The following is a 26,685-nucleotide window of genomic DNA, read 5'->3' on the forward strand; positions in this document are numbered from 1 at the left end:
CTTGTGCCGATCACGTGTCAGCATGGTCGCGTTCCCGCAGCCTGCGTCACGGTGTTCGGCGACTCACTCACGGCAACACCTCAAAGATGCCGCGCGCGCCCTTCTCGGCGTCCGACATGACGTGGCTCACGAACGGATAGTGCCCAGCCTCGGAGAAGGACAGCTCCACGAATCCACCCTGCGCGGAGGCCAGATCGAGCGCTTGCGAGCCACCCGTCCCGGTGCTGCCGCCGTCCTTGAGCGGGTAGTCGCCCTCCTTATAGACGGTATGGAACTGGCCGCCGACGATGTGGAAGGCGCTGCCCACGTTCGGGCCGGCATCCAGCACCCAGACCCGCACGGTCTCGCCGACACGGGCCGGAAGCGGACGGGCGGCGTACTGGTTGGAGTAGCCGTTGAAGACCATCAGGTCGGGGGTCTGCGCCGTGACCTTGACGGCGTCGACCTCGCCGCCCTGCGCGCCGAGGTAGAGCTCGGACTGCACCAGAAGGTACTCGCGGTCCACGTCGGCCAGGCCGGGCGGGTCGATGATCACGGCACCGAACATGCCGTTCGCGATGTGCACCGACATGGGCATTGTGGAGCAGTGATAGAGCCAGATGCCCGACCGGGTGGCGGTGAACGTGTAGACCAGGCTCTCACCGGGCTGGATGGTGCGCATCACGGCGTCGGGGGCGACGGCGCCTGCGTGGAAGTCGATGGAGTGCCCGACCGTGCCCTTGTTCACCAGGGTGATTTCGAACACGTCGCCCACCCTGCCGCGCAGGGTGGGGCCGGGCGCGGTGCCGTTGAAGGTCCAGAGCATCTGGGTGACACCGGGGGCCACCTCGGTTTCCACATTGCGCACGACCAAGGTACGGCGATGCACCGTGGCGTCTGGAGCGGGCGGCAGCACGGCATCGTGCGCCTCGAAATTCGCGTCGGGTACGGCCGAGGGGTCGATGTCGGCGGCCGCAGAGGTTCCGGTCGCGGCCGCGTCCTGGCCGGTGTGACTGCCGTCCGCGGACATGCCCGCCATGCCGCCCATCGAGGTGCTGTCGCCGGTGGCGGATGCGCCCGCGTCGCCCACCGCGACGATGCTGATCTCCATGCCCAGCAGCCGGTGTCCGGCGATCGAGCACCAGCCGTCCACGCTCGCGCCGATCACGCCAACGGCCACGGTCGTGGTGGTGCCCGGGTCAAGTGACCCCGACACAAGGCCGGACTCCAGCACCAGGTTGTGCGCCATGTCGTCGCTATTGGTGAGGGTGATCCTAAGTGCGTCGCCGAGCGGCACCTCGATGCGGTCGGGCACAAAGCGGGTGTGCACCATGTCCACGGCGACCGTGGTGGTGTGACCGGTCGCGGCAGCGGTTCCAGAGGAGCCCGCGGCCTGGGTCGACACCGCCGACAGTTCCACCGAGGCCGGGTCGACAACGATGCCCACGGTCACCGTGAGGAGCAGCACGCTCGCGGCCGCGAGCATCCGCCCGGTGCTGCGCGGTCGCGGGCCCGCCACCGGCCGTTCGCCCGGCGCCACGCGCACGAGCGGCAGGGCGCGCACCCGCCGGTTCGCGCGAAGGGCCCGGGTGAACAGCACCAGGAAGCTGGCCAGGGTCGCCACGATCAGCATCGACAACGCCACGGTGAGGGTGCTGGAGACCGGCAGCAGCGACAGGAGGAGGGCGCCGTTGACGACCACGACCCGGAACAAGCCGCCGCGATCGAGCTCGGCGGCGGTGGCTTTCAGGGCGGCCGGGCCGCCACCGAGCACGACGGGCACGAGGTGACTGAGGGCGCCGAGCAGGATCTGGGCGGCGAAGCCGATTGCGAAGTACGGCACCAGGGTTTCCACGCCGGCGGCCGCGACCGTCCAGCTGGGGGCGATCGCTACCCGCAGGCCGAACCCGAGGGTGCAGAGCGCGAACCAGATCTGCGCGGAGCCCAGGCTCCAGGCTGCGAAGGTCACGGCGGGCGCCCGGCGCAGGTGACCGACACCCTCCCAGAGCACGCGGCCGAGGGCCACCAGGTAAACCAGAACACCGAGTGCAACGACGAGGCGCAGGTCGGCAAGGCAGCCCAGCCCGACGAGAACCAGGCCACCCACCAGCACCGACAAGGTGCTGCCGGCCGCCACTGTGGCACCCGCGATTCGGGTGTGCAAGACGGTCGGCCAGAGCAGCGCGACGGTGCCGATCACGGTGAGGCCGACCCAGCCGAGCAGGTTGAACGCGAGGTGACCGATGAACAGGCGTTCGTAGTCTTCGCCTCCCCCGTCGAGCCGGGCCATCAGGATGCCCAGGGTCACGCCGGCGGCGAGCATCACCGCGCTCGCCACGTAGTGGCGCACCAGCGGGGCGAACCGGCCCGGCATCGCACCACGGGTCTGACCCACGATGACGGCGGCGTGGGCCAACGCGTTCAGGCCCACCAGGATGCCGCCGACCAGCACAAGCGGATACCCGCCGATGACAATGCCCGTCATCACCGCGATGGCGCCGACGGTGTGCGCACTCAACCGTAGCCCGAGCGAGAGACGATGGCCGAGGGCCTTGCGGCGCAGCAGCGTGTCGGCGAAGTGCTGGCTCCAGATCAGGATGGCCGTGCTCACCGCGCCGAGGAGCAGCAGGTGCACGAGCAGCCAGCCCGACGAGGGCAGTTGGCGGTGCACCACGGTGAGAATCACCGCGGCAGCCAGCCACGCGGGCACCAGGCTGCCCGAGACGATGTGCCAGAGCTTGTCTTTCACAGCAGCGACCTCCCCAGGGGCGGTGCTGACGGGGCCGCAGTGCTGCGCGGTGTTGTCCGCACGGGCAGCACAGTGGTTCCGCGCAGAACCGAGACTGCCGCAATCGCCACGAACAGCAGCACCGCGACGATGTTGAACACTCCGCCCCACTGCACCAGCACGGGCCGGCCATAGGTGTCGCCGAGGAGTACCCGCACCAGAAGCGACACATGCAGCAGCGACGCCGGCAGGTACATGACCGGCCGATACGGCAATGGCCGGCGCAGCACGGCCGGCAGGATGGTGGGAGCATGCGCCATGATCATCGACATGACGAAGCCCAGGAACACGGCGTGCATCATGGCGTCGTAACCGGGGCCGGAGTAGACCGGACCCCGCAGCAACCAGATGCCGCCCACGACGGCGAGCCAGCCATAGCCGGCCAGCAGGCACCAGGCCATGTAGCGGGGCAACCCGACCGAGCGCACCATGCGGGTGGCGATGTCGTGCCGGAACAGCCAGGCCACCAGCGCCAGCATCCCGGTACCGAGCAGGGGGTAGCCGGCGATCGGCCAGACCAGGGCGACGACCGAGCCGAAGCTGAGCGCGAGGCTGATGCCGAGCATCCACTGTTCGGCGCGCCGGTTGACGGTGGGCGAGATGCGGGACAGTTCGAGGCGTTCGCCGGCGATCGTGAGCACCAGGAAGAGAATGAGCAACGGTGCGAGCTGCGGGATGCCGATTCCGCGCAGCCAGAAGATCGTGGCCATGAGCCCGGCCAGGGCGCCGAGCACCTGTACGGCGGTGGAGACCGAGCCCTGCTTGCGCCAGATCTCGCTGTAGATTGCCAGCAACATGGTGGTGCCGGCGACCAAGGCGGCCTGGCCCACGACCACCGGCAGCGGTGAGATGAGCGCGATGCCGCCGGCACCGAGCAGGCCGGGCGAGAGATAGGCCCACGTGCGGCGGACGGCCACGGCCCGCTCGAGCACCACGACGGTGCCGACGAAGCCGAACACCATCAGCGGGCCGTGCACCTCCGTGAGTCGGGTGCTGTCGACGGGCGCCCAGAGGCCGAGCAGGAGCAGCGCGCCGTTGAGTCCGGCGAGCAGGGCGATGCCCCCGAGGAGCAGGAAGACCAGCCGGGCGGTGACAGGAGGCCGCTCCATCGGGCCGGTGCCCCGCGTAGCGCTGCCGGTTCGGCGAAGAGGGCTCGGCGTAGTCATCGGCGTGGGTCAGGTCAGGATAGCGTCGGGGTCAGATGGCGCGCGTGGGCGCTTCGGCCGATGCTTCATGGTCGGCAGGTTCGGCACGGCGACGGTCCGATGACAGGATGATCGGTTCGACGGTCACGGCTTCTCCTTCGGGCGGGTCGAATGACCCCAGAGTGCCATTATAGAGGACGAACATCCTTTTAATAGGATCGTGCCATCAGAGCGCTGGCTGCTACTCGCGGCCGGCGAACGACACGGCGAAACCGATGACGCGGTCGCACACGGAGATCCCGCTAATCTGCGGTCCAGGACGTGTGCTCGTGCGTGATCCAGACGTGTTCAGGATGCAGCGAGCGAATCAGTCGCTGGCCTTCGGTCTCGGGGTTGTCCAGCTCGCCGAACCACACCGCGGTGTCTCCGGCGATGATTGTCGGACGCTCGCCGGTATCGACGACAACGATCTGTGAGCCGCGGGTGTGGCCCGGCGCCGGGAGGAGTCGAATCCCGGGAAGCAGGTCGAATTCTCCATCGACGGGTACATAGTGCACGCCGGGCGGGTCCACCCATTCTCGGATGGTGTAGTCGTCTTCGGTGCGGGCATCGTCAAGTTCCTGGCGCTGGACGTAGATGGGCGTGCCGGGGAAGAGGTGGTTGCCGCCACAGTGGTCGAAGTGAAGGTGTGTGTTGATGACGATGTCGACGCTCTCGAGGTCGAATGCCTGCGCCTTGAGAGAGTGGGGGCGAGGGTCGAGATCGGCCGCTGCGGGGTGGATCTCTGTGAAACCGGTGTCGACGAGCACCCTCGCATCGGGATGTTCGATGAGGTGCACGTAGACGGGCATTGGGTACCCCTCTGCGGTCAAGTCACCGACATGAATGGGCGTGATTGTGATGGGGGCGTTCATGACGCGTCTCCTTCGCGAGTAGCGGATGTTGTCGTTCGTTCAGCCCAGATTCCGACGTTCACAGCACCCAACCTAGAAGCTCTACGGTCCAGCGTGAAGGGCCATTTATTGACCAGTTGAGTGGACCATTCGCCAAGGTGAGCGTGTGTCTGTGGACTGGGGGCGCGGAGGCCTCGACCTTCGCGACTCCCCCAGTTTGGGGCGGTGACCTCGGGTCGACACCTCTTGAGGGGAATGTCACTCAATGGGTCGATAGATTGGTGGGAGTTCTAGGGGGGACTGTGGTTGATCGTTCGAGCGTCTGTCCTCGCGAACGCGACCTGGTCCGGAGTACTACCTCAAGTCTGCCTATTCCGGTGAGGCGCTGATGCGCGCGCGAATTCATACCGGACTGGTGTGGGCGATGGTCCTGGTCCTGGCCGCCAGCGTGGTCGGGCTGGCTGTGCATTGGGGCGGATGGGGCCCGGCAGGTGACGTCTGGTTCGAGCCGGTCCTTGTCGTCTCGGTAGGGCTGACGGACCTGTTACCCGTCGCAGTGTGCTGGATGGCTGTCGGAAGGGTCGGACTTCGGCGCCCGGAGGTTCTGCTCGCCGCGACCGCGATGACCGCCTACGTTGCTGGTGACTGTTACAGAGCCTGGGTAGAGGCCACGACCGGCTCGATTCCGTTCCCGTCGGTTGGCGACGTCCTGTATTCGCTGTTCTACCTGCTGATGCTGGCCGCTCTGATCGTTGCGGTGCGCCGCCACGTGCGGACGCTGGCATCGTCGGTCTGGCTGGACTGCGTGGTGGGGTCGCTCGGCGCAGCCGCGGTGCTGGCGATTCCGCTGAGCCCGGTGCTGGACTCGGCCCTGACCAGTTCATCGTGGTTGGCCACCGTGACGGCGATCTCCTTCCCACTCTTCGATCTGCTGCTCGTGGCCGCTATCGGCGGGATCGGCGCCTTGGGGGGCAGGCGGCTGGGAAGACGGTGGGTGTTGCTGTTCGTGGGCCTGCTGGTCTTTGCCGCGGCGGACGTGCTCTACGCGCTGCAGGTGAACGCCAACACGTATGTGCGCGGTACGCCGCTAGCCGCGGCCTGGGCGATCGGACTTGCCCTGTTGGCATTGTGGGTCGACGGTATGGAGCGAACTCATCCGGCCGCGGCACCCGAGACGAGCCCAGCGACCGGCAGGGCGGCACTGATGGTGCCGGTGGTGGCCACCGCCGCAGGGCTAGGGGTGCTCTTGGTGAGCAGCCGGGTGCCCTTGTCAACGCTTTCGGTCGCTCTTGCGGGGGCGACGTTGGTCGCGGCGACAGCTCGCACCCAGGTCGCCTTCCGTCAGGTCGCGTGGATGGCGCACCTGCGCCGCGTTGCCTCTGCAACGGACGACTTAACAGGCCTCCCGAACCGGCGGGCCCTCCACGTAGAGGGGCACGCGCGCTTGGTGGACCCGGAGCGTCGCCGCCAGTCGCTGCTGATGCTCGACCTGGATAAGTTCAAAGAGGTCAACGACAGCCTGGGCCACCACGCCGGAGACCAGCTGCTGGTCCAGGTCGGCGCCCGCCTGCGTGAGCACCTACGACCCGGGGACCTGCTGGCGCGTCTGGGCGGCGACGAGTTCGCGGTCCTCCTCGAGGATGCCGGCCACGCCGAGGCCATTGAGGTGACGGTCAAGTTGCGCGCCGCGCTGGCCGAGCCATTCGCTCTGGAGGACATCACATTGCACACCAGTGTCAGCGTCGGTATCGCGCTCTTCCCCGACCACGGTCTGGACCTGAGCTCCTTGTTACGCACGGCCGATATCGCCATGTACAAGGCCAAAACATCGGGACGTGGCCAGCACGTCTACAACACCGCCGACGACACCGACGCCACCACCCGGCTGAAGACGGTCGAGGAACTGCGAACCGCACTGACCACCGACCAGCTCGTGGTGCATTACCAGCCCAAGATCGACCTGGACACCGGCGAGGTCCACAACGTGGAGGCGCTGGTGCGCTGGGATCACCCCACCCGCGGTCTGCTCTACCCCGACGCGTTCCTGGCCTTGGTCGAAGAATCAGGATTAATGCGGACCCTGACCCGGGTCGTCCTTCAGGTCGCCCTGGACCAGGCGGCGGTGTGGCACGCCGAAGGCCGACCCCTCACGGTCGCAGTCAACCTCTCGGGCAGCACGCTGATCGACACCAGCCTGCCCGACGAGGTCGCAGCAATGCTGACGGCCCGTAACCTCCCGCCGGGTGCCCTCCAGCTGGAGATCACCGAGGAGTTCCTGATGGCCGACCGCGACCGAGCCCGGAGCATCCTGACCCGGCTGCGGAGCAGCGGTATCCAGATCTCCATCGACGACTTCGGCACCGGGTACAGCTCACTCTCCTACCTGCGCGATCTGCCCCTCGACGAGCTCAAGCTGGACCGCTCGTTCGTCTTCCCGATGGTCGACGACGCCCGCGCTGCAGCACTGGTCGCCTCCACGATTGGCCTGGCCCACAGCCTCGGCCTGCGGCTGGTTGCCGAAGGCGTCGAGACCAAGGCCGCTTACACCGAGCTCGTCCGCCTCGGCTGCGATCAAGCCCAGGGCTACTACATGTCCCGGCCCGTCCCCGCCGCTGAGCTCGACCTGTGGCTCAGCGCCCGAGACGTCTCAGCGACGCGGACGCCCAAGGGACTTGTAGGCGCGCATCAACTGCGGCACTACGAGATAGACCGCAACGGGTACGACAACAATGGATAGGACGAAGGCGCGGAGTACTGGATTCCAATCGGTCGCGAACGGAGCGATAGCGAAGAACCCGAGAGTGACGAGCGGGAAGATTGCAATCCACGTGATCACGGCGCGGACGTGGACGGACGGCGGGCCTGCTGGTGCGTTGTTATGACTGAGCTGTGACATTTTTGTATTCCTTTTCAGTGGGGTTGGGCTAGTGCTGACTGAAGAGAGAGTGCCACGCCTGACGGGCGGTCTGGGAATTAACTTGCTGAAATAGGGACGACCTGATCTGATGTGGAAATGAGTGTCACGCCACGAATCGCCTGCAAGCTCAGTGAGATTGCGCCTCGATTGCGCCGGGCGCGCCAGAAGAAGAACGTCACCCTCGCCGAACTCGCTGAGGCGACCGGAATTTCCACGAGCACCTTGTCGCGGCTCGAATCCGGGCAACGAAAGCCCAGCCTCGAACTCCTCCTTCCCATCGTGGCCGCGCTTGCAGTGCCTTTCGAGGAGATTGTGACGTCGCCTCAGGTCGAAGACCCTCGAGTTCTTCGCGCCGCGACACGCTCTGATGGCCGGACCTTTACGCCGCTGTCACAGCATTCCGGTGAGCCGCAAACCTTCAAGATCACGATCCCCGTCACGGATCGCGACCCTAAACCACGAACCCACGTCGGCCACGAGTGGATCTACGTTTTGTCGGGCCAGGTTCGGCTGATCCTGGGAGGGCATGACATCGTGATGGAAGAAGGCGAGGCCGCGGAATTTGACACGCGGAATCCCCACTGGTTCGGGTCCTCGGGTCGGGGACCAGTGGAACTTCTGAGCGTGTTTGGAAAACAGGGCGAGCGCATCCACATTCGGGCCCGGTCCACGGCCACGTCCACGTCCACGTCCACATGATTTCGCGACCCGCGACGGCTCAGACCGCGCCGTCGATTTCCCCGGACAAGCGCCTCACGCAGGTGCGCAGCCACCGGTGCGCTGGGTCGACATCCAGTCTCGGGTGCCAGAGCATCGAGACGGTGATTTCTGGCGTGGGTATCGGAAGGGGGAACGTCCACAGGTCGGTGCGCAGGTTCCTTGTCTATCGTTCAGGCACGGTGGCGATCAGATCTGAAGCCCGGGCCAGAGCGAGCGCGGCCGCGAAGCCGCCGACGACCACGGCGATCTCCCGTTCCAGCCCATAGAGCTTGAGCGCCTGGTCAATGAGTCCTCTTTCGAGACCGCGTCGCGACACGCGGATATGACCACCGGTCGCGTATCTCTTGGGGGTGATCTTGGTTTGCGTCAAGGGGTGCTCCATCCGGACGACGCCCACAAAACGGTCCCGGAACACCGGCTCGGAGCGGATCTCCCCGAGGTTCTCGTCTGCCACGCCGATTTCGAGGTCCACGGTGCCATCTCGCAGGGATGCGGAGTCATTGTTGGTCTTCTGCAGGAAGCGAAGCCGCACGCCTGGCGCCTGCTCGATGACGCTGCTGATCAGATCGGGTCCGAAGCTCTCGACGAATCCATCGCTGGTCCGCAAAGTGAATGTCCTGGACAGGGCACCGAGGTCGACGGTGTCGGCCGGGCTGAGCAAGGCCTCGGCATCGTGAACAAGCTGACCGACGCGGTCGACGAGTTCAAGCGCGTGCGGCGTGCGCACCAGACCGCGTCCGGCCCTGACCAGCAGAGGGTCACCCGTGGTCTCACGCAACCGGGCAAGCGCCCGGCTCATCGCGGAGGGACTGAGCCGCAGCCGTTCGGCCGCGCGAGTGACGTTGCCTTCCTGAAGCAGCACGTCCAGGGCAACCAGAAGATTCAAGTCGGGTCTCACCACCGGACCAGTGTCTCACGATACCTCGGACTATGGCGTCTGATGCACTGCATGTGTAACAATGATGCGCCTTCCGCCATGCCAAAGGCGGCTTTACTCTGAGGATGTCCGTTCAGAGACCGCAGGGAAGCAAGGTTCATACATGACATCAACGAACGTCAATCGAGACAAACCGACAGCCGCGACGACGGGCAGTACGACCGGGTTCCGGGGGGCACTCCTCACTCTTTCGCTGTCCATGTTGCTGCCCGCGCTGAGCACGAGCATCGTCAACGTCGCCCTGCCGAGCATGGCGGAGGGATTCTCTGCCTCCTTCCAGCAAGTCCAGTGGATTGTCCTGGCCTACCTTCTCGCGATATCGTCCCTGATTGTTGGTGTCGGGCGCCTCGGCGACATCGCCGGACGCCGGCGCCTGTTGTTGGTCGGAACCGCTCTATTCACGGCGGCCACGTTCCTCTCCGGCGTTGCCCCGACCCTGTGGTTTTTGATCGCTGCGCGCGCGGCTCAAGGCATCGGCGCGGCCAGCATGATGGCGCTCAGCATGGCGTTCGTTGCGGAGACGGTGCCCACGCCACGAATCGGACGGGCCATGGGGTTGCTCGGGACCATGTCCGCGATCGGGACGGCCCTCGGGCCGTCGCTCGGCGGCCTCCTGATCGCAGGCTTCGGCTGGCGGGCGATCTTCCTCGTCACGGCGCCGCTGGGCCTCCTGACCTTTGTGCTCGCTCGACGTTACCTGCCTGCCGACGGGCCGACGCGAAAGGCCGGTCGACTCAGCTTCGATTATGTGGGGACGTTGCTCCTCGCCCTGACGCTCGGCGCCTACTCGCTCGCTGTGACCCTCGAGCATGGCGTCTTCGGATCCCTCAGCATGGCCCTGCTGTTGGCGACCCTGGTGGGATTGGGACTGTTCGTGCTTACCGAGACGCGAGTATCGTCACCGCTGATTCGATTGAAGAATTTCCGTGACCCCGCACTCAGCGCCGGCCTTGGAATGAGCGCTCTCGTCTCGACGGTCATGATGACGACGCTGGTGGTCGGTCCGTTCCATCTCGCTCGTGCCCTCGGCATCCAGCCCGCCCTGATCGGACTCGTGATGTCGGCCGGTCCCGTCGTCGCAGCGCTCACCGGCGTGCCAGCTGGCCGCCTGGTCGATCGTCTGGGAGCCCAGCGCGTGGTCGTCGTCGGACTGATCGGCATGGTCATCGGGTCGATTTCGATGTCTTTCGTGCCGATCTCGCTCGGAATCGCGGGATATGTCATCTCGCTCGTGGTCATCACGGCCAGCTATGCACTGTTTCAGACGGCCAATAACACCACCGTCATGACCGGCATCCTCGCCGAACAGCGCGGCGTGATCTCCGGAATGCTCAACCTGTCGCGCAATTTGGGGCTTCTCACCGGTGCATCCGTGATGGGCGCCATCTTCGCCTTCGCGTCAGGGGCGGTCGATATCACCACCGCAGATCCCGGTGACGTCGCCACCGGCACTCGGGCAGCTTTCGCGCTGGCAGCGGCGCTCGTCATGGTCGCGCTTGGCATCGCAATCGGAAGCAACCGGTCGACCAAAGTATCGCATCGGGACCCCGTTGGACCGGGCCGGCTCAGCGGCTCCGGAGAGGAGTAGGGGATGGCGTAGTTCTTGCCATTGCGCCACAGGCCAGCGAGCTCCCGGACGGCCCTGGCTTCTCGAAGGGAGGAGGATTGGTGTCGTGAAGATTCTCTCGATTCAGTCAGCCGTCGCTTATGGCCACGTTGGCAACTCCGCAGCCGTGTTCCCCCTCCAGCGCATCGGGGTCGAAGTGCTGCCGGTCAACACGGTGAACTTCTCCAATCACACGGGATATGGCGCGTGGCGCGGATCCCTCATCGCACCCGAGGATGTGCACGATGTCATCCTCGGTATCGAAGAACGTGGTGTGCTCCCCCAGATCGACGTCGTGCTCTCGGGATACCAGGGCGGCACCGGGATCGGCGACGTCATCGTGGATGCGGTGCAGCGGGTGAAGGCGGCGAACCCGTCGGCCATCTACGCGTGTGACCCCGTGATGGGTAACGCGAAGTCCGGGTGCTTCGTTGCGCCCGAGATCCCCCACCTGCTTCGGGATCGCGTCGTCCCCGTGGCCGACATCATCACTCCGAACCAGTTCGAGTTGGGATTCCTCACCGGAACCGAGCCCTCGACGCTGGACTCTACACTCGCATCCGTCGACATCGCCCGGGCGATGGGACCGGGCACCGTGCTCGTGACCAGCGTGGAACGCCCCGACCGCGAACCCGGCACCATCGAGATGCTCGCCGTGGATGCTGCGGGCGCGTGGATCGTGCAGACGCCCCATCTCCCTTTCAAAGCCAACGGATCGGGCGACGTCACCGCGGCGCTCTTCTCGGCGCACTACCGCGCGACAGGTGACGCTGCGGTCGCGCTGGAACGCACCGTGTCCAGCGTGTTCGATCTCCTCGAGCTGACCTACCAGTCAGGTGAGCGAGAACTGCAGCTCGTTCAGGCGCAAGAATCCTATGCGCACCCGCGCATGCAGTTCACGGCCCAGCGAGTGCGATAACCGCTGGAGGCCCCGAAAGCGGCCAACACGACGGCCGGCGAATACGCCGACGTACAGAGCGGACAACGCGTCACCTCTGCTGCGTCACACCCACCGCGTCTGGGAGTCGTCAGTTGATCCCCAGTCGCTCAAAGACCAGCGTGGCCTGGATGCGGTCGCCGCCCCCGAGACCCTTACTGCCTGAGGCTGACGTCGTGATGGTGTGCAGTCGATAGCCGAGAGCGGCTTGCGCGTTGATGGACTTTTCCAGCTCGGTGAGGTTGCCGGATCCGGTACCGAATAGCTTCTCCTTGAGCACCACCTGCAACACGACGTAGCTCTGCCCATTTTGCGCCGGCCGCGCTCTACCTCCCGCAACGGACTCCGACTTGATGTGGTCGATCAGAGCGGCGGGACTGTTCACCGGCGCCTCGTCTTGCCAGACATCCGTCCACTGGTTGCCATCCCACCGTCGCTGGCGACCCGAACCGTCGTCGTACCAACCTGCTGCTGCGTTCCCCACCATTGCCTCGTTTCAGTCGGAGCTGGACGATCGTGGTGAGACGGTCGGGTTCGTTTACCCCGATATTGGAACCTCTATCAGGAGTGTCTCCCAAGACCGTCGAACTGAATCGACCGTTACCTAACTATGCCGCTTCCACCCAGCACCTAAGCCACACCGGACGCCCCACAACGGGGAGCGGACTTGTGCAGTCACCTCCGCACGGAAAGGCTTGCCGCGGCGGCGACCCTCAGGTTCAATACTTCTTGCCGCCGACACCCGGCACGGACGTTTCATTGGTCATCCATGCCGCGACCTGGAGTTCGTCGAGATCGTCCACGGATTGCGCCATGCCCCACCTGCTGCCGAGCGTGCGCGGCGAACTGCTCGCCCGGCTCGGCCGCACCGACGAGGCCCGATCCGAACTGAGCACCGCCGCCGACCTGGCGAGCAACGAACGCGAGAGCGCGGTGCTGCGCGCCAAGGCAGCCGCGCTCTGACGTGTGCGCACGGCCTGACAACCACGCCCGGTTGCAACTTTTTGGTTGCAGTTTTCCCTCGCTTGTGCAACTCTTGGGTTGCAGCAATCAACCGAAAGACCAATCAATCGAAGGGATGCACCATGAGCACGAAGATCAACGAGTTGTCCGTTGTCGATGCCGACAAGTTCACCGTCTCACGAACCATCACCATCGCAGCCCCCATCGAGAAGGTCTGGGCCGCCGTTACCGAGGCGCAGCACATCGCCCGCTGGTTTCCCGAGCACGCGACCCTGTCACCGCTCGCGGTCGGCACCACCGGCGTCTTCGGCTGGTCCGACCACGGCGACTTCCCGGTCCGCATCGAGGAGCTCGACCCGCCGCACATGATCGCCTACCGCTGGGGCAACAGCAACGCCGCCGCATCCACTCTCGAGTCGGGCGAGACCACCGTCTTCCGCTTCACCCTCGAAACAGTGGATGCCGGCACGCAACTCACGGTCGTCGAATCCGGTTTCGACGCCCTCCGTGACCCCGCCGCGAGCATGGACGGCAACCGCGGCGGCTGGGACTTCGAGCTGGACGAGCTAGTCGCCTACCTCGAAGGTTCCGAGTGACCGCGTCCACCCTCGTTCCCGTTTTCGCCGCCCTCGGCGATGACACGCGCTGGAGCATCCTGGCAGCCCTCGGTGGGGCGGACGCATCGGCGTCCGCCCTCGCCGAGGTCCTCCCCGTCTCGCGCCAGGCGATCGCCAAGCACCTGGCGGTGCTGCAGGACGTCGGACTGGTCGAGCCAGTGCGAGTGGGTCGCGAAGTCCGGTACCGGGTGCTGGGCAGCCAGCTCGCCGAGACCGCTCGGCGGCTCGACCTCATCGGGGCGCAGTGGGACCGCCGGCTGGCGACGATCAAGCAGATCGCGGAGGGGCTGGAGTCGGAGTAACGCACTCGATCCCGAGACCCGGCGAAATCCCCGCGGAATCTGTTCCCGACGCTGCCGTCGTCTGTGCGCGTGCCTCGGAATCCGAGACAGTGGCGACGGGAAGGACCCCGGTGAACTATCGAACAGCAGCGCTGGACAAGCTCCTCTTTTCCAGGGCCACGATGGCCTGGGGGCTGAACCCTCTGACGATCAGCCAGATGCCGAGCGAGAACTCGAATACGGCAACGAGGAGCGCTGAGGCTCCCGCCAATGCGTCGTGTTGACCCATGAGCCCGGTGAATACGGCGAGATAGCTTGCAAGGAGTACGGGGGCTCCGACGATTCCGATCAGGGACAGGGCCCGGGGCACCAGGCGGGACTGGAACAGCAAGATCCCCAGCAACAGGTCACAGACGGCCGGCATGAAACTCTGACTCAAGAGGAAGATGCGATCGTACAGGTAGGCGAGCGTGTGGCCGGCGACCACGACGTCTGTTCCAGTACCGCCCTGCCGTAATGCCACGATCGTCAGGATCACGGCAACGCCGAGCAAGATGGCGCTCGACTCCAGTATCCGTGCGGCCACCAGGCCCAGTGCGGCCGCTTCGTTCTGCTTCTTGAGCACGGGGAACAGAACGACGGCGGTGCCGATACCCGCGAGGGCGACAATGATCTCCGAGAGACCGCCGAGCAAGGCCCCGGTGTCCGGGCCGGGGCCAAGAACATAGTCCGCACCCTTTACCGGGCCGTACAGGACGAGGGACGGAATCGAGACGAAGGTGAGCACATAAAGGATGCCCGCGATCAACGAAGTCCTTCGATATGGGGAGCGAGCCGGGACGGTTGCGTGTTCGGTGGCCATGTTCGTTCCTCCACTTTTCGGTTTTCAGGTCGAGGCAGGTCGATCGGGCAACCACGATGGTCTCGACGGGATTCGCAAGATCCTGAGCTTCGTCAGCGTAGTCCCGCGTCCCCGCTGGGGATAGGAGCGCCCTCCAGTGGCCGTCCGAACCCCTTTGAGCGATGACAGCTACGACCCGGTGACGGATGATATGGACCTCACGCGACCGATGCTACGTGCCCACTCGCATCCGTCACTGGCGGAGTTGGGCGAGGAGTTGTAAGGCGTCGGCGTCGGGGGTGCCCGGCTGTGCCTGGTAGGTGAGGACGCGCAGGTTGGATTCAGCTGGCCGGAGGACGTCGAAGTCGAGGGTGAGCCGACCGACCAAGGGGTGGGCGAAAAGGTGTTGGCCATAGCTGAGGTCGTGCACGGGGTGCTCAGCCCAGATCCTGGCGAACGCGTCGCTGCGTTGTGCGAGCTCACCGATGACTCCGCTGAGTCGTTTGTCGTCGGGGCAGGTGCTCGACGAGTACCGGAGGAACCCAACGACTTCACGCGCCATGGTCTCGGAATCCTCGAACAGCTCGGGGCCAGCGCATCCGAGGAAGAAGCGCTGGGCGAAATTCGGACGGATGTCGTCCCGCTCGGTCGCGTCAAAGGGAAGGTCGTGGGCAAGTAGTAGGTGACCGAGCCTGTTCCAGGCGTAGATATCGTTGGCGTGATCGAAGACGATCGCAGGCCCGGGAAGGGCCGCGATGAGCCGCAAGATGCTCTGGCGCGGCCGTTCGGCTGGGACACCGATCGCACGCGCGTACGAGGGGCGCGCGAGGCGACGGAGGTGGAGTGCTTCATCGGGGTCGAGCCGCATGGCGCGAATGAGGGCTTCGATCACCTGATCAGATGCTCGCTCTGCATCCGCTGCCTGCTCGAGCCGGGTGTAATAGGCGACACTCACGCCGACCAGCTGAGCGATCTCTTCTCGCCGCAATCCGGGAACACGCCGCGCCCCATAGGCATTCACCCCAACCGCTTCCGGAGTCAGCGCGGCGCGGCGGCTGCGAAGGAAGTCCCCGAACTCTGTTGACATCATCCCAGTATGCGCGGTGCAGCGACCGGTCGGGAGGATCAGCCTGACCCTGCTGGTGGTACGCACACCGGGGGCTGGCTGGTCATCAACGGCAATGACAGGCTATGGCAAATGCACTCACGTATGACCCGACACCAACTCGTCGCACTCCTGATCCTCCTTTCCTCGCAGTTCCTGCTCTCGGTGGACTTTTCGATTCTGAACGTCGCACTTCCGGAAATCGGGTCGGCATTGGGGTTTGCGTCCGCCGATGTGCAGTGGGTCGCGACGACGTTCGCGCTGTGCGCGGCGGGCTTCACATTGTTGCTCGGGCGGCTGGGCGATTGGGTCGGACGTCGCCGGATGTTCGTCATCGGTATGGCAGTCCTCGCTGGAGCATCGCTCGTGGGCGGCTTCGCTGGCTCTCCCGCGGTTCTGCTCGTAGCGCGGGCGCTGCAGGGCTTGGCAACAGCGGCCGCGATGCCCGCCGCGCTCGCGCTGGTCACCTCCATCTTCCCGGAGGGGCCGCTCCGACGCCGGGCACTCGGGCTGAGCAGCGTCCTCGCCTCGCTGGGATTCACTGCCGGCGCGGTGTTCGGCGGGATCTTGACGAACTACCTGTCCTGGCGGGCAGCGTTCCTCGTCAACGTCCCGATCGCCGCCGCAGTCGTTGTACTGGCGCTACTCATCATCCGCGAACCAACCAGAGAGCATCAGGCCCGCCTTGACGTGCGCGGTGCGGCGCTCATCACCACGGCGCTGATCACCCTGGTCTTCGCGATGTCCCGGTTCGGTGAGCACGGCGTCACGGACCCGAACGGCCTGATCTGTCTCGCCGCCAGCATTGTCCTGATCGTCTTCTTCATCCGCACCGAGCGACGCCACAGCGCCCCGCTGGTGCCCCTGAAGCTCCTGACACGGCCGAATATCCTCGCCGGTCACCTCATCGGCTTCGCATCGCTCGCGATGGAGACCGGCCTTGTGTTCCTGTCCACGATGTACTTCCAGCACGTGCTGGAACTCGACCCGCTCATCACCGGTCTGATCATCGGCTTGACAGGCGTCGGCGCTGTCGTCGGCGGCGTCATTGGACCCCGCGTCGTCGGACGGCTGGGTATCCGCGGCGCGATGCTCCTTGGCCTCGGAACCCAGGCGCTGGCAACCGCCGCACTCATCGCCGTGAACGACCACCCCGGATCGATCGCCCTCTACTCCGTGGTCGGCTTCATAGCCGCGATCGGTCATATGGTCGCCGTCGTCACATTCCTGGTTGCCGCGACGTCCGGTGTCGAACCGGGACAACAGGGCCTCGCGACCGGCTTGGTCACAATGACACAGCAGGTCGGCATGACCCTCGGCACCCCGATCGTGTCGGCGATCGCGACCGCTGCCGGCGGCCTCTCCAGCCTCCTCGCCCTACGCATCGGAATCGGCATCGACGCCCTCATCGTCGCCGCATTCATCGCGGTGGTCGCCATCGTCCTCCGACGAGTCAGCATCCGCCGTGCGCCAGGGTCACCGCTCGACGCACAGCGCGACGCTCACTCCGAAGCAGAACAGGCGACAACCCTCTCGTGATCCTCCACAAGCACCCCCATCCCACGGTTCTCCCGCAAACAGAACGCACCTTTCTCCTCATCGACCCCGGCACGTTCACACCTGCTGCGCCTCGGGTGGTCGGCGGGACGTCCGCCGTCCTGGTCACACACGACCACCCCGACCACTTCGACGTCGACCTGCTCTCTGCGGCACTCGAGTCCCAGCGAGAGCTCCGGATCTGGGCGCCGGCAGACGTCGTGGCGCAGGTCCACAACAACGACGGCCGGGTTACGTTCGTCGCACCCGGGGACAGTGTCGATATCGATGGATTCCAGGTGGACGTCGTCGGAGGAACGCACGCGGTGATCCATCCGGACATGCCCGAGACTGACAACTCGGTCCTGCATCGAGACGATCGCGATCCTTGGATCCATGAGTGGTTCGTCAACCAAGCCGCGGTCGCCCGTGACACGACACTGAGCAGCCTCTGCACGAACCGGGGAATGAAATAGTCGCCCGATGCGACTGTCATGGTCTAGAAGGCCCGGAAGTCCAGCTTCGATTCCGCGACGGCGAGAACCGACCAGGTGCCGCCCTCGGCATCCGTGAACGCGAACGCGGGGACCACCAGGACGCTCCCGTCCGGCTGCCACTGGGTGGTGAGACCCAGGCGTGCGCTGACGATCTCGACCGTGTTCACCGGCCAGGAGACCGAGCCCCCGGCGACTGGTGTTGCCGGCGGCTCCGTCGGTGCCACCCACCCCTCGGTCGTCGACGCCTGATCGCGGAGGGCGATCGACAGAGTCGTCGCCGCTCCGCTGAACCGCGGGTCTGAAAGTCGTTCGAAGCCCTCTTGCTCGCTGACCACCGGGTACGTCCCCAGAGCGACGACATCTGCGAGGGCACCGTTGGCGTTGACGACACCACCTTCGGCCATCTCCAAGGACCAGCCCTGGTCGACTTGCTGCCCGTCGATGACCGGCTTTGCCAGGGCGGTCCGTGTGGGAGAGCCCTCCGACACCTGAGAGGTGAATGCGAACGCGGCGGGGTCCCGGCCGGCGGCGACGACGAGCGCACGAAGCGCTCCGATCGCAGCGTCTTCACTGGGCGGCTGGCCGGTCGGCTCGCAGGCGCTGTCACCCTCGCACTTCCACGGGTTTATTTGCGGGTTCTGGAAGTAGAAGGACAGCATGCCGTCGAGACTCACGGACAGGCTCGGGGCGCTGCCATCCTGCGGGCCGGCGACCCAGCTGCCGTCCCGCAGTTCGGCTGGTGACCCGATGCCGAGCGCCGCGGCGAGCGCGGTGACCTTTTCTGAGCTGGATGCCGAACGAGGGTCGTAGGCGTAAGCCTGCGCTGTGCCCGCCTGTGTGCCAAGACCGGACGCGCTGAAGGAGTTCCGGCCGGATCCGTAGGGGTAGGTCGAGGAAGACATCTTCTGGTCGGTCGCGGCGCCAGAACCCACGGATGGCTCCATTCCGCCTTGCCCGACGCTGTCGGGGCGCCCATTGGACTGCAGAGTGATGGGCGGAGCAGCGCCGTCGGCCAGGCTCTTCGGCCCGCCTTCGCTCGCTCCGATCCCGTATCCCGCGGCACCGACGATCGCGATCGACGCCGCGACCGCGACGAACGGGAGCCAGCGCGGCCGTCGGCGTGCTCGTGCCGTCTCCAGGTCGGCCACGGGTGCCGATCCGGCCATCGGTTCAGCCTCAGGGCCGGTCATCCGAGCGACGACCTCGTCGGCGAACCCGGCACGTGCTTCGATATCGCCAGCGGGGTCGGCGGCACGCAGCCGGGCGACCGGGTCTTGTTGTTTGTCGTCGTCGTTCATGTCAATCAGCCTCCGGGCTTTCGGTTCACCTGGTTAATGTGCGGGGCGTGCCGAATCTTGCAGAAGCCCTAGAACGACATCCGCTCGCCCCAGGCTTCTCGCAATCGCTTGCGCGCACGCGACAGCGCGGCGTCCGCCCCGGATCGGGAGATACCGAGCACCTCGGCGAGCTCGGCTCCGTCCAGACCCTCCCACGCGTGTAGAAGAAGGATCTGCCGGTCGCGCTCGCTCACGCTTGCCAACGCGCCACGGAGTTCCGCATCGAACAGGCTGTTCAGCTCCGGATCACCGTCGACTCGCGCCACGCCCGACTCGGGCACCTCGTCCACCGGAAGATCAACGTGCTTCCTGCGCGCATTCGCGAGCGTGAATCCCGCCGTGCGATACAGCCACGGCAGCACGGCCTCCCGGGGCACGTCGTTGCGTCGACGCCAGGCTGTCGCGAAGACCTCAGCGGCCAGGTCCTCGGCATCCTGACGCGGCCCGCGGCGGGCGAAATAGCGGATGAGCGCGGTCGAGTACTCGCGGACCATCACGGTGAACCAGTCCACATCGGCCGCAGTCGTGGGCGGGTCCGCACTGTCAGGCAGCGCCACTCCCTCGCTCCTGTCGGCGGTGGCTGGGGTGTCGGCGATGCTCACCTACTGAATATGTCGCATCCGCCGTAACTCTTGCACGCAGCGCCCCGAACTTTCGGAGAACATCGTCACCTTCCTGCCCTCTCGTAAGAAGCGAAAGCTTTCTGGGTCGGAATACTTTTGGTTTCGATGTCCTCCAACGTGCGGCCACGAGTTTCGGGGACACGAGTCCGAATGAAGATGACACCAAGAATACAAATGGCACCAAAGATCGCGAACACCGCGTCCTGGCTCATCAATGCGGTCATGATCGGGAACAAGAGACCGACCGCGAACGATCCGATCCAGTTGAAAGACGATGCGATACCAGAGGCCCTGCCGCGAATCGCCATTGGGAAGATCTCTCCAACGATCACCCAGGTGAGTGGGGCCCACGTGAACGAATAGGCTGCCACGTAGATGCTCAAGAACACCACGATCATCATCGGATTCGCGTCCTTCATCACGGTATTCAGTATCGCGGGCAGCAGGAAGGACACACCCATGATCGTGCCACCCACGGTCAGCAAGAGGCGTCGGTTGAACTTGTCCGCGATCACCAGGAACAGCAATGAGCCGAGCACGAGGAGCACGCCCTGGATGATCGGCCACATCAGCGCCGAACTTGCCGCATTACCTGTGGCCTTTTCCACGATCAACGGGATGTAGTAGAAGATCGCGTTGGCACCTTGGAGCTGCTGGAACGCGGCGACACCGACACCCGCAATGACGAGATACCGGTACTTGCTGTCGAACAACGTTGCAAGTGAGGTATTGCCAGCCGCCTGCTTCTCGACTTGGGCCGTTTCTGTGATCGATCTGAGCTCGGCATCGACCTCGTCTGGGCGGCGAATGTAGCGAAGTACCGTGAGTGCCTCGTCTTCCTTGCCGACTTTCACCAGGAACCGGGGCGATTCGGGCAACCGCAACACGCCCAGATACAGAATCACAGCCGGCACTGCGGCCGTCGCGAGCATCACTCGCCACGCCCACGCTTCGGGCAGATCCTTCAGCAGGAAGTCCAAGATGTATGAGATCAGCATGCCGGAGACAATCATTGTCTGATTCAGGCCGGACAAGCGTCCACGTAGCCGCGCGGGTGCAAGCTCGGACATGTACGCGGGAACCGATGCGGACGCCGCGCCGACCGCCAGCCCCAGGAAGATTCGGGCGATGACCAGATAGATGACACCATCCTCGGGTGCCAGGCCGCAGAGAATTGATCCGAGCATGAAGACGACCGCTGCGGCGAGAATCATCTTGCGCCGTCCGAATCGATCGGATAGCTGTCCGGCCACAGCGCCACCAAAGATGGCGCCGAACATGACGCCAGAGGTTACCCAACCGATGATGGCGGCATCGTCAAGGCCCCAGTCGCTTTGCAGGAACGGGAGCGCCCCAGTCATGACTCCGATGTCGTAGCCGAAAAGGATGCCTCCGAATGATCCGAAGAAGTAGATGAACTTGCTGTCGATCTTTTTTTCTTTTTCCATTTTTCACTCCGAGTGAGGAACTAGTTTCAGCCCCGGTTGATCACTAGGAAGGATGGCTGGCCGGGACGTCGTCTCGGGCCTAGGCCGTTGTGCCATGAGTGCGTTCTCGGCGATGACATGGAGCGCGGCACATTGTGGTGTGCTCAGCTATTCCCTATCGCAGCTGTCCACTCTGACGCATGCCTCTGACGCATGCCCTTCCCGGTTATGGGACTTGGATGCCACGCCAGTGGGCTCTTTGGCCGAAAGTGATCGCTAACATCAAGCTTTTTGTTAGCCTAGCTCACAAGATTTCAGCATCGTGCCGCTGACCGACTGTGGTCGAGGCGGTGGTTCGCCGACCGGGCCCGCTCCTTCGGCCCGGACACGGTAGGGGGAACAACAAAACCCCGGACCACGCTGCTTCCACATGATTCCGGGTCCAAATGTCCGGCTGACAGGATTTGTACCTGCGACCCCATGAAGGTTCTGCCCTTAATTTAGTCGCTACCGAATGTCTCCGAAAACACTCGGATTCCCTTATGTTTACAGGGAACCGGGCGGTTCGCTGCCTCGGATTGTACGTCATCGTTTTGGGTCAAATAGAGATGAATTTGATGAGTAAATGATGACTTCGTGGAGCGCCATGAGCAGCACCACGCGCCCCCTTCTATCCTCCACCGCGTGCCGCCGCATGTTGGTCGAGCAAGTCCACGCCGGCCACGCTGGTGGCCACGGTTGGCACGTTGGTGAAGATGAGCTGGCCCGCCGAAGGCGCTATCGTCAATCTCGACGGTGGAGGCTATGTGCGAGTCGACTGGGATGAATCGTATTTTGACGCGCAGCAGGAAGAAGCGTCGATCTATTGGGTATGCTTCTGGACTGGCGACGATATCGAGCAACCCGCGCGACACGATCCGCAACGGATTACAGGCGTCACCTCAATCGAAGAGGTCCTGGCTTGGCTGCACACTACGAAGGGCGAACGGCGGTTCGAATTGTTCGTGGAGACCAGGGACCACACTGACACGCGCGAGTCTCGTTGGATCTCGTACCGCAAACTCATCCGTCTAGCTGGCGACTTCCAGCCCGCGGGATCCTCGGTCACCGTTAACTTCACCAGACCGGAATAAGGTCCTGTCTCCTGCTACTGAGACTGCATGGTCACTCTGGCGTGGCGTGGCGTTATCGCGGGAGCAGGATGTCGCCGACGGCTGTCAGTACAACCACGGACTCGTTCGCATCCGATTGAGGGCGACAGAACCGTTGAGGAGGGTCACCCGGGTGGAGTCCTCAGCAGAGATTCCGCTCCCCTCCGGCCGGATGACAGGGCATGTCTCACCGTCGTCTTGCAGCTGCACGTGGACGCACCCGTCTACTACGACGAAATCTCCATCTAAGGAAGTACCCGTGGTCGTGGGAATGATGCGACCGGACGGGACAGTGTCTGCACTCACATTCGCTTGACAGCCGCTGAGGAGGACTAACGCGGCAACACCAACGATGGTTCGTTTCATACGGGCTCAAGTCGCCCATCTAAGCTTGCCCTCTGCCCACGGAAGGAACCTCAATGAGCATGGAAAGCGCGGCCTGGAGCTCGCTGTACAAGATCTCTTCCGCCAGGGACGGCAAGAACGGCTTCTCCCGTGAGTCCGTTCGGCGGATCCTGACGTTCGCGGTGCCCTACCGGTCCAAGCTTCTGATCTTCATCACCCTCTCCATCGTGGGAGCTTTTCTCGCGGTCGCGACGCCGGTACTCGCCGGCAAGGTGGTCGACGTCATCGTCGCCCAGGGCGCGGTCACCACGATCGTTTGGATCGCAGTGGTCATCGCCCTCGTGGCCGTGGCCGACGCCGCCGTGTCACTCGTGACGCGCTGGTACTCGGCGCGGATCGGCGAAGGCGTGATCCTGGACCTCCGCACTGCCGTCTTCAACCACGTGCAGAAGATGCCGATCGCGTTCTTCACCCGCACGCGGACGGGCGCCCTCGTGAGCCGCCTCAACAACGATGTGATCGGCGCTCAGCAGGCCTTTAGCGGCACGCTGTCCGGCGTGGTCACGAACCTCGTGGCGCTGACCCTCACCCTGATCGTCATGCTCAGCACGTCCTGGCTCGTGACGATTCTCGCCGTGATCATGCTCCCCATCTTTCTGGTGCCCGCGCGCCGCATGGGCAGCCGCCTCGCCGCGCTGCGCCGCGAGGCCGCCGACCACAATTCCGCCATGAGCACGCAGATGACCGAGCGCTTCTCGGCGCCCGGCGCCACCCTCGTCAAGCTGTTCGGCCGGCCCGACGAGGAGGCCGAGGAGTTCCGCGTCCGCGCCGCCCGCGTCCGCGACATCGGGGTCCGGACCGCGATGCTGCAGTTCGTCTTCTTCACCGCACTGATGCTCGTCTCTGCTCTCGCTCTGGCGCTCGTGTACGGGCTCGGCGGCTCCCTCGCACTCGCCGGCCAGCTGAATACCGGTGACGTGGTCACCTTGGCGCTCCTCCTCACCCGCCTCTACGCGCCGCTCACCGGCCTGGCAAACGCACGGGTGGAGATCATGAGCGCGGTGGTCAGCTTCGAGCGCGTCTTCGAGGTGCTGGACCTCGAACCGCTCATCCAGGAGAAGCCCGACGCCGTCCCCGTCCCAGAAGGCCCAGTGGCCGTCGAGTTCGACAACGTTCGCTTCGCCTACCCGTCCGCGGACAAGGTGTCCCTCGCCTCTCTCGAGGAGGTTTCCACGCTGGACACCCGCGGCGGCGAGGAGGTGCTGCACGGCGTGTCCTTCAGGATTGAGCCGGGGCAGACCGTTGCCCTCGTTGGTTCGTCCGGTGCCGGCAAGTCCACAATTGCGCAGCTCCTCTCGCGCCTGTATGACGTCGACAGCGGCGCCGTGCGCCTCGCGGGGACGGATGTCCGCGATGTTACGTTCGTCTCCATGCGGCACAGCCTGGGCATGGTGACGCAGGACGGCCACCTGTTCCACGAGACCATCCTCTCCAATCTGCGCCTTGCGAGGCCGGAGGCGTCCGACGACGAGGTGTGGGACGCCGTCCGCCGTGCGCGGCTCGAGCCGCTCATCCGGTCGCTGCCGGACCAGCTGGACACCATGGTGGGAGAGCGTGGCTACCGGCTGTCCGGGGGTGAGCGCCAGCGGATGACCATCGCGAGGCTCCTGCTCGCCCAGCCGCGCGTCGTCATCCTCGACGAGGCGACGGCGGCGCTGGACTCGACGTCTGAGGCCGCCGTGCAGGCGGCGCTCAGCGAGGCGCTCAAGGGACGGACGGCGATGGTGATCGCACACCGCCTCTCCACCATCCGCAACGCGGACCTGATCCTCGTGGTTGAGGACGGCTCGATCGTGGAGCGCGGTACGCACGAGGAACTGCTGGCCGCGGGTGGGCGGTACGAGGAATTGCACCGGACCCAGTTCGCCGTGCAGAAGAATGTTGCGGCCGATGAGGAAGCGCTGAGCCGGACCTAGTCGCTGAGCTCGGTCGTGTCGGCACAGGGAAGGATCCGTATATCGCTGTGCTCATGCCTCGATCACACGCGCATGTGTGCTTGTATGGTAGTGTGCAGACATCCCCGGAACGAGCCTGGGACCCTGAAGCAGAAGGCACAATGACGTGAGCCCCCTCATCGACAAATCGACCCCACGCGTGTACACGGCCCGACCCATCACGCTTGCCCGGAGCATCGGCTTCGGTGTCCTGGACCTCATGGGCGGCGGCTGGAACACCATCATCAGCGGCCTGATGCTGTACTTCTTCACGACCTACGGGGACGTCAGCGCCGTCCAAGCCGGCACCATCCTCTTCATCGCCCGCATCGTCGACGCGGTCGTCAGCCTCATCATCGGCCCGCTGACCGACAACTTCTATCGGACCCGCCTGGGCAAAAAGTTCGGCCGCCGCCACTTCTTCCTGCTCATCGGCGCACCCTTGCTCCTCGTCGTCTTCCCCCTGCTGTGGATCTCGCAACAGGGCTTCTGGTACTACCTGATCGTCTACCTGGCTGTTGAGATGATCATGGCGATGATTCTCATCCCGTGGGAGACCCTGCCCACTGAGATGACGGACAACTACAAGCTGCGGACGAAGCTCAGCTCAACCCGCATGTTCCTGTCGGCCACGGGCACCTTCCTCGTCTTCTTCATCCCGGCCCAGATCAAAGGGACGAACAACCCGAACGCCTACCTCATCACCGGTCTCATCTTCTCCGTGCTGTTCGCCGGCGCCGTCATCACGACGTACTTCACCACCTGGGAGCGCAAGCTCACCCCGGAGTTCCTCGCGGAGCTCGACGCCCAGCCCAAGGTGCCTGTCGGAAAGCTCATTACCGACAACCTCAAGGACTTCGGCTCGACGTTCAAGAACTCGAGCTTCCGCAAGCACCTGGCGATCTATCTCTTCTCCTTTACGGGCAAGGACATCTTCGCCACAGCGCTGACGTTCTTCGTCGTGTACGCCGTGCACGGCAGCGAGTCTTTCGGCCTCACCCTCCAGGCGCTGTCCATCATCGGGCTGCCGACCACGGTGCTCGCCGCATTCCTCATGATCCGCAAGGGCCCGCGCTACTTGTTTGCCATGTCCTACTCCGTGATCATCGCCTGCCTGCTCGCCCTCGGCGCGATCTACCTCATCCAGCCGTCCTCGACGATGGTGCTGCTCGTCATCGTCGGCCTCGCGTATCAGGCCGGACGATCCATCCTCGAGTTCACGCCGTGGAACGTCTTCCCGTTCATCCCCGACGTCGACCGGATTATGACCCGCCAGGACCGCGCCGGAATCTATGCCGCGGTGATGACCTTCGGCCGCAAGTCGACAGGCGCGGTCGCGACCCTCATCGTCTCGTGGTTCCTGGACCTGGGTGGATTCCTCAAGCCCGGCAGCGAGGGCGGCGTGCAGCTCGACGCCTCGTGCCTCAACTCCTGTCCCCTCGTTCAGAGCTCCGGCACCCAGCACGTCATCGCACTCGTCGTCATCGTCGGGCCCCTCGTCCTCATCGCTATCGCGTTCGCCATCTCACGGTTCATGTACCTCGACCCGCAGAACCACGCAGTCCTGCGCGCCGAGATCGACCGCCTCGAGGCCGGCGGCTCCAAGGACGACGTCACCTCCGAGGCCCGTGTGGTCGTCGAGAAGCTGACCGGCCACCCGTACGAGTCGGCCTGGCCCGAGGACGCGATCTCCCCGACCGCCCCGACCGTCTCCACCAAGGGCTGACCGGCACACCGGCTCGATGCCCCACACCCGTCGAGGGCCGCACGCACTAGGAGCGCTGAACCGTGACCGACACGTCGAGCAACACCGGCACCGCCAAGGAAGTTACGGACGTTCTTCCGCTTTCGCGGATGGAACGATTGAAAACGCTCGATCCTCGGCGCAAAGTGGAAGGTAGATCGGCGGGTCGGTGAGCCAGTCCATGTGCGAAATCCACGCGGCTGCTCCTGAAGGAGACATCACGGTCGTTTCATTGCCCGTTTGGCTGCATCAGATCCCCGGTGGAGGCACATCGGGATGGTTCCGGCAGCAGCACTTCCACG

The 26,685-nt window shown here is 64.9% G+C and carries 22 protein-coding genes; 12 read left to right on the forward strand and 10 right to left on the reverse strand.

The genetic code is table 11. The features are described 5' to 3' along the window. Positions 1-67: 67 nt before the first annotated feature. From E3O46_RS06485 to E3O46_RS06495, 3 genes are all read right to left on the reverse strand, one after another. On the reverse strand, positions 68-2,728 hold the full coding sequence (locus E3O46_RS06485; protein ID WP_134561346.1) for a multicopper oxidase domain-containing protein: 2,661 nt from the start codon (positions 2,726-2,728) through the stop codon (positions 68-70). Then, positions 2,725-3,876, reverse strand: a complete 1,152-nt coding sequence (locus E3O46_RS06490; RefSeq protein ID WP_134561347.1) for a hypothetical protein — start codon at positions 3,874-3,876, stop codon at positions 2,725-2,727. The genes E3O46_RS06485 and E3O46_RS06490 overlap by 4 nt, the downstream gene beginning before the upstream one ends. Before the next feature lie 338 nt (positions 3,877-4,214). Then, positions 4,215-4,826: an MBL fold metallo-hydrolase gene (locus tag E3O46_RS06495; protein WP_134558546.1), complete on the reverse strand. Its 612-nt coding sequence runs from the start codon at positions 4,824-4,826 to the stop codon at positions 4,215-4,217. A 367-nt stretch (positions 4,827-5,193) separates the two neighbouring features. Here E3O46_RS06495 and E3O46_RS06500 point away from each other — a divergent pair, with 367 nt between their 5' ends. Together E3O46_RS06500 and E3O46_RS06510 are read left to right on the forward strand one after the other, a co-directional pair. Then, entirely contained in the window at positions 5,194-7,542 is a 2,349-nt protein-coding gene (locus tag E3O46_RS06500; RefSeq protein ID WP_134561348.1) for a putative bifunctional diguanylate cyclase/phosphodiesterase, read from the forward strand. 276 nt (positions 7,543-7,818) lie between these two features. After that, on the forward strand, positions 7,819-8,421 hold the full coding sequence (locus tag E3O46_RS06510) for a helix-turn-helix domain-containing protein (RefSeq protein WP_134561350.1): 603 nt from the start codon (positions 7,819-7,821) through the stop codon (positions 8,419-8,421). A 184-nt stretch (positions 8,422-8,605) separates the two neighbouring features. Here the strand turns inward: E3O46_RS06510 and E3O46_RS06515 are convergent, their stop codons facing one another. Further along, a complete protein-coding gene (locus tag E3O46_RS06515; RefSeq protein WP_198413691.1) occupies positions 8,606-9,343 on the reverse strand; it encodes a LysR family transcriptional regulator in 738 nt (245 codons plus the stop codon). A 139-nt stretch (positions 9,344-9,482) separates the two neighbouring features. Here E3O46_RS06515 and E3O46_RS06520 point away from each other — a divergent pair, with 139 nt between their 5' ends. Further along, positions 9,483-10,967 (forward strand): MFS transporter, encoded by a 1,485-nt coding sequence (locus tag E3O46_RS06520; RefSeq protein ID WP_134561351.1) that lies wholly within the window; start codon positions 9,483-9,485, stop codon positions 10,965-10,967. 85 nt (positions 10,968-11,052) lie between these two features. Beyond that, positions 11,053-11,904 carry a pyridoxal kinase PdxY gene (pdxY, locus tag E3O46_RS06525; protein WP_134561352.1) on the forward strand — a complete coding sequence of 284 codons (852 nt, stop codon included), beginning with the start codon at positions 11,053-11,055 and terminating at the stop codon, positions 11,902-11,904. Positions 11,905-12,013: 109 nt separating this feature from the next. Here the strand turns inward: pdxY and E3O46_RS06530 are convergent, their stop codons facing one another. Next, complete coding sequence (locus tag E3O46_RS06530; protein WP_241985008.1) at positions 12,014-12,409, reverse strand: DUF4177 domain-containing protein; 396 nt, start codon at positions 12,407-12,409, stop codon at positions 12,014-12,016. A 326-nt stretch (positions 12,410-12,735) separates the two neighbouring features. On the opposite strand from E3O46_RS06530, the gene E3O46_RS06535 reads away from it, so the two are divergent. The 3 genes from E3O46_RS06535 (at position 12,736) to E3O46_RS06545 (ending at position 13,804) form a co-directional block, all read left to right on the forward strand. After that, positions 12,736-12,885, forward strand: a complete 150-nt coding sequence (locus tag E3O46_RS06535) for a hypothetical protein (protein WP_420897718.1) — start codon at positions 12,736-12,738, stop codon at positions 12,883-12,885. Between the two features lie 122 nt (positions 12,886-13,007). After that, positions 13,008-13,481 (forward strand): SRPBCC family protein, encoded by a 474-nt coding sequence (locus E3O46_RS06540; protein WP_134561353.1) that lies wholly within the window; start codon positions 13,008-13,010, stop codon positions 13,479-13,481. After that, on the forward strand, positions 13,478-13,804 hold the full coding sequence (locus E3O46_RS06545) for an ArsR/SmtB family transcription factor (RefSeq protein ID WP_134561354.1): 327 nt from the start codon (positions 13,478-13,480) through the stop codon (positions 13,802-13,804). The genes E3O46_RS06540 and E3O46_RS06545 overlap by 4 nt, the downstream gene beginning before the upstream one ends. 115 nt (positions 13,805-13,919) lie before the next feature. On the opposite strand, the gene E3O46_RS06550 is transcribed toward E3O46_RS06545, so the two are convergent. Both E3O46_RS06550 and E3O46_RS06555 read right to left on the reverse strand, forming a co-directional pair. Further along, positions 13,920-14,645, reverse strand: coding sequence for a DUF4386 domain-containing protein (locus tag E3O46_RS06550; RefSeq protein WP_134561355.1), 726 nt, complete (start codon positions 14,643-14,645; stop codon positions 13,920-13,922). A gap of 232 nt (positions 14,646-14,877) precedes the next feature. Beyond that, positions 14,878-15,711, reverse strand: a complete 834-nt coding sequence (locus E3O46_RS06555) for a helix-turn-helix transcriptional regulator (protein ID WP_134561356.1) — start codon at positions 15,709-15,711, stop codon at positions 14,878-14,880. A gap of 123 nt (positions 15,712-15,834) precedes the next feature. Here E3O46_RS06555 and E3O46_RS06560 point away from each other — a divergent pair, with 123 nt between their 5' ends. Next, complete coding sequence (locus E3O46_RS06560) at positions 15,835-17,268, forward strand: MFS transporter (protein WP_198413692.1); 1,434 nt, start codon at positions 15,835-15,837, stop codon at positions 17,266-17,268. Next, on the forward strand, positions 17,265-17,741 hold the full coding sequence (locus E3O46_RS18980; RefSeq protein WP_166791033.1) for an MBL fold metallo-hydrolase: 477 nt from the start codon (positions 17,265-17,267) through the stop codon (positions 17,739-17,741). The genes E3O46_RS06560 and E3O46_RS18980 overlap by 4 nt, the downstream gene beginning before the upstream one ends. A 23-nt stretch (positions 17,742-17,764) precedes the next feature. Here E3O46_RS18980 and E3O46_RS06570 read toward each other — a convergent pair whose 3' ends face one another. The 3 genes from E3O46_RS06570 to E3O46_RS06580 all read right to left on the reverse strand — a co-directional run bounded on the left by E3O46_RS06570 (position 17,765) and on the right by E3O46_RS06580 (position 21,170). Continuing rightward, the gene (locus tag E3O46_RS06570) at positions 17,765-19,060 is read right to left on the reverse strand and encodes a hypothetical protein (protein ID WP_134561359.1); all 1,296 of its coding nucleotides are present in this window, start codon (positions 19,058-19,060) and stop codon (positions 17,765-17,767) included. A gap of 68 nt (positions 19,061-19,128) precedes the next feature. Then, a complete protein-coding gene (locus tag E3O46_RS06575; protein WP_241987347.1) occupies positions 19,129-19,701 on the reverse strand; it encodes an RNA polymerase sigma factor in 573 nt (190 codons plus the stop codon). 65 nt (positions 19,702-19,766) lie between these two features. Continuing rightward, positions 19,767-21,170 (reverse strand): sugar porter family MFS transporter, encoded by a 1,404-nt coding sequence (locus E3O46_RS06580; protein WP_134558554.1) that lies wholly within the window; start codon positions 21,168-21,170, stop codon positions 19,767-19,769. Between the two features lie 734 nt (positions 21,171-21,904). On the opposite strand from E3O46_RS06580, the gene E3O46_RS06585 reads away from it, so the two are divergent. The 3 genes from E3O46_RS06585 (at position 21,905) to E3O46_RS06595 (ending at position 26,365) form a co-directional block, all read left to right on the forward strand. Next, positions 21,905-22,282, forward strand: a complete 378-nt coding sequence (locus E3O46_RS06585; RefSeq protein WP_134561360.1) for a hypothetical protein — start codon at positions 21,905-21,907, stop codon at positions 22,280-22,282. A gap of 437 nt (positions 22,283-22,719) precedes the next feature. Next, positions 22,720-24,621: an ABC transporter ATP-binding protein gene (locus tag E3O46_RS06590; RefSeq protein ID WP_134561361.1), complete on the forward strand. Its 1,902-nt coding sequence runs from the start codon at positions 22,720-22,722 to the stop codon at positions 24,619-24,621. 145 nt (positions 24,622-24,766) lie between these two features. Further along, the gene (locus tag E3O46_RS06595; protein ID WP_198413693.1) at positions 24,767-26,365 is read left to right on the forward strand and encodes an MFS transporter; all 1,599 of its coding nucleotides are present in this window, start codon (positions 24,767-24,769) and stop codon (positions 26,363-26,365) included. The last annotated feature ends 320 nt before the right edge of the window (positions 26,366-26,685 follow it).

The sequence above is a fragment of the Cryobacterium glucosi genome, assembly GCF_004402235.1.
Classification (GTDB): Bacteria; Actinomycetota; Actinomycetes; order Actinomycetales; family Microbacteriaceae; genus Cryobacterium; species Cryobacterium glucosi.

What these genes read in the sequence shown, in the direction of transcription:
- E3O46_RS06490 (WP_134561347.1), bottom strand. Translation starts at nt 3,876, where the DNA reads ATGGAGCGGCCTCCTGTCACCGCCCGGCTGGTCTTCCTGCTCCTCGGG.
- E3O46_RS06495 (WP_134558546.1), bottom strand. Translation starts at nt 4,826, where the DNA reads ATGAACGCCCCCATCACAATCACGCCCATTCATGTCGGTGACTTGACC.
- E3O46_RS06500 (WP_134561348.1), top strand. Translation starts at nt 5,194, where the DNA reads ATGCGCGCGCGAATTCATACCGGACTGGTGTGGGCGATGGTCCTGGTC.
- E3O46_RS06510 (WP_134561350.1), top strand. Translation starts at nt 7,819, where the DNA reads ATGAGTGTCACGCCACGAATCGCCTGCAAGCTCAGTGAGATTGCGCCT.
- E3O46_RS06520 (WP_134561351.1), top strand. Translation starts at nt 9,483, where the DNA reads ATGACATCAACGAACGTCAATCGAGACAAACCGACAGCCGCGACGACG.
- E3O46_RS06530 (WP_241985008.1), bottom strand. Translation starts at nt 12,409, where the DNA reads ATGGTGGGGAACGCAGCAGCAGGTTGGTACGACGACGGTTCGGGTCGC.
- E3O46_RS06535 (WP_420897718.1), top strand. Translation starts at nt 12,736, where the DNA reads ATGCCCCACCTGCTGCCGAGCGTGCGCGGCGAACTGCTCGCCCGGCTC.
- E3O46_RS06540 (WP_134561353.1), top strand. Translation starts at nt 13,008, where the DNA reads ATGAGCACGAAGATCAACGAGTTGTCCGTTGTCGATGCCGACAAGTTC.
- E3O46_RS06550 (WP_134561355.1), bottom strand. Translation starts at nt 14,645, where the DNA reads ATGGCCACCGAACACGCAACCGTCCCGGCTCGCTCCCCATATCGAAGG.
- E3O46_RS06555 (WP_134561356.1), bottom strand. Translation starts at nt 15,711, where the DNA reads ATGTCAACAGAGTTCGGGGACTTCCTTCGCAGCCGCCGCGCCGCGCTG.
- E3O46_RS06560 (WP_198413692.1), top strand. Translation starts at nt 15,835, where the DNA reads ATGACCCGACACCAACTCGTCGCACTCCTGATCCTCCTTTCCTCGCAG.
- E3O46_RS06570 (WP_134561359.1), bottom strand. Translation starts at nt 19,060, where the DNA reads ATGAACGACGACGACAAACAACAAGACCCGGTCGCCCGGCTGCGTGCC.
- E3O46_RS06580 (WP_134558554.1), bottom strand. Translation starts at nt 21,170, where the DNA reads ATGGAAAAAGAAAAAAAGATCGACAGCAAGTTCATCTACTTCTTCGGA.
- E3O46_RS06585 (WP_134561360.1), top strand. Translation starts at nt 21,905, where the DNA reads ATGAGCTGGCCCGCCGAAGGCGCTATCGTCAATCTCGACGGTGGAGGC.
- E3O46_RS06590 (WP_134561361.1), top strand. Translation starts at nt 22,720, where the DNA reads ATGAGCATGGAAAGCGCGGCCTGGAGCTCGCTGTACAAGATCTCTTCC.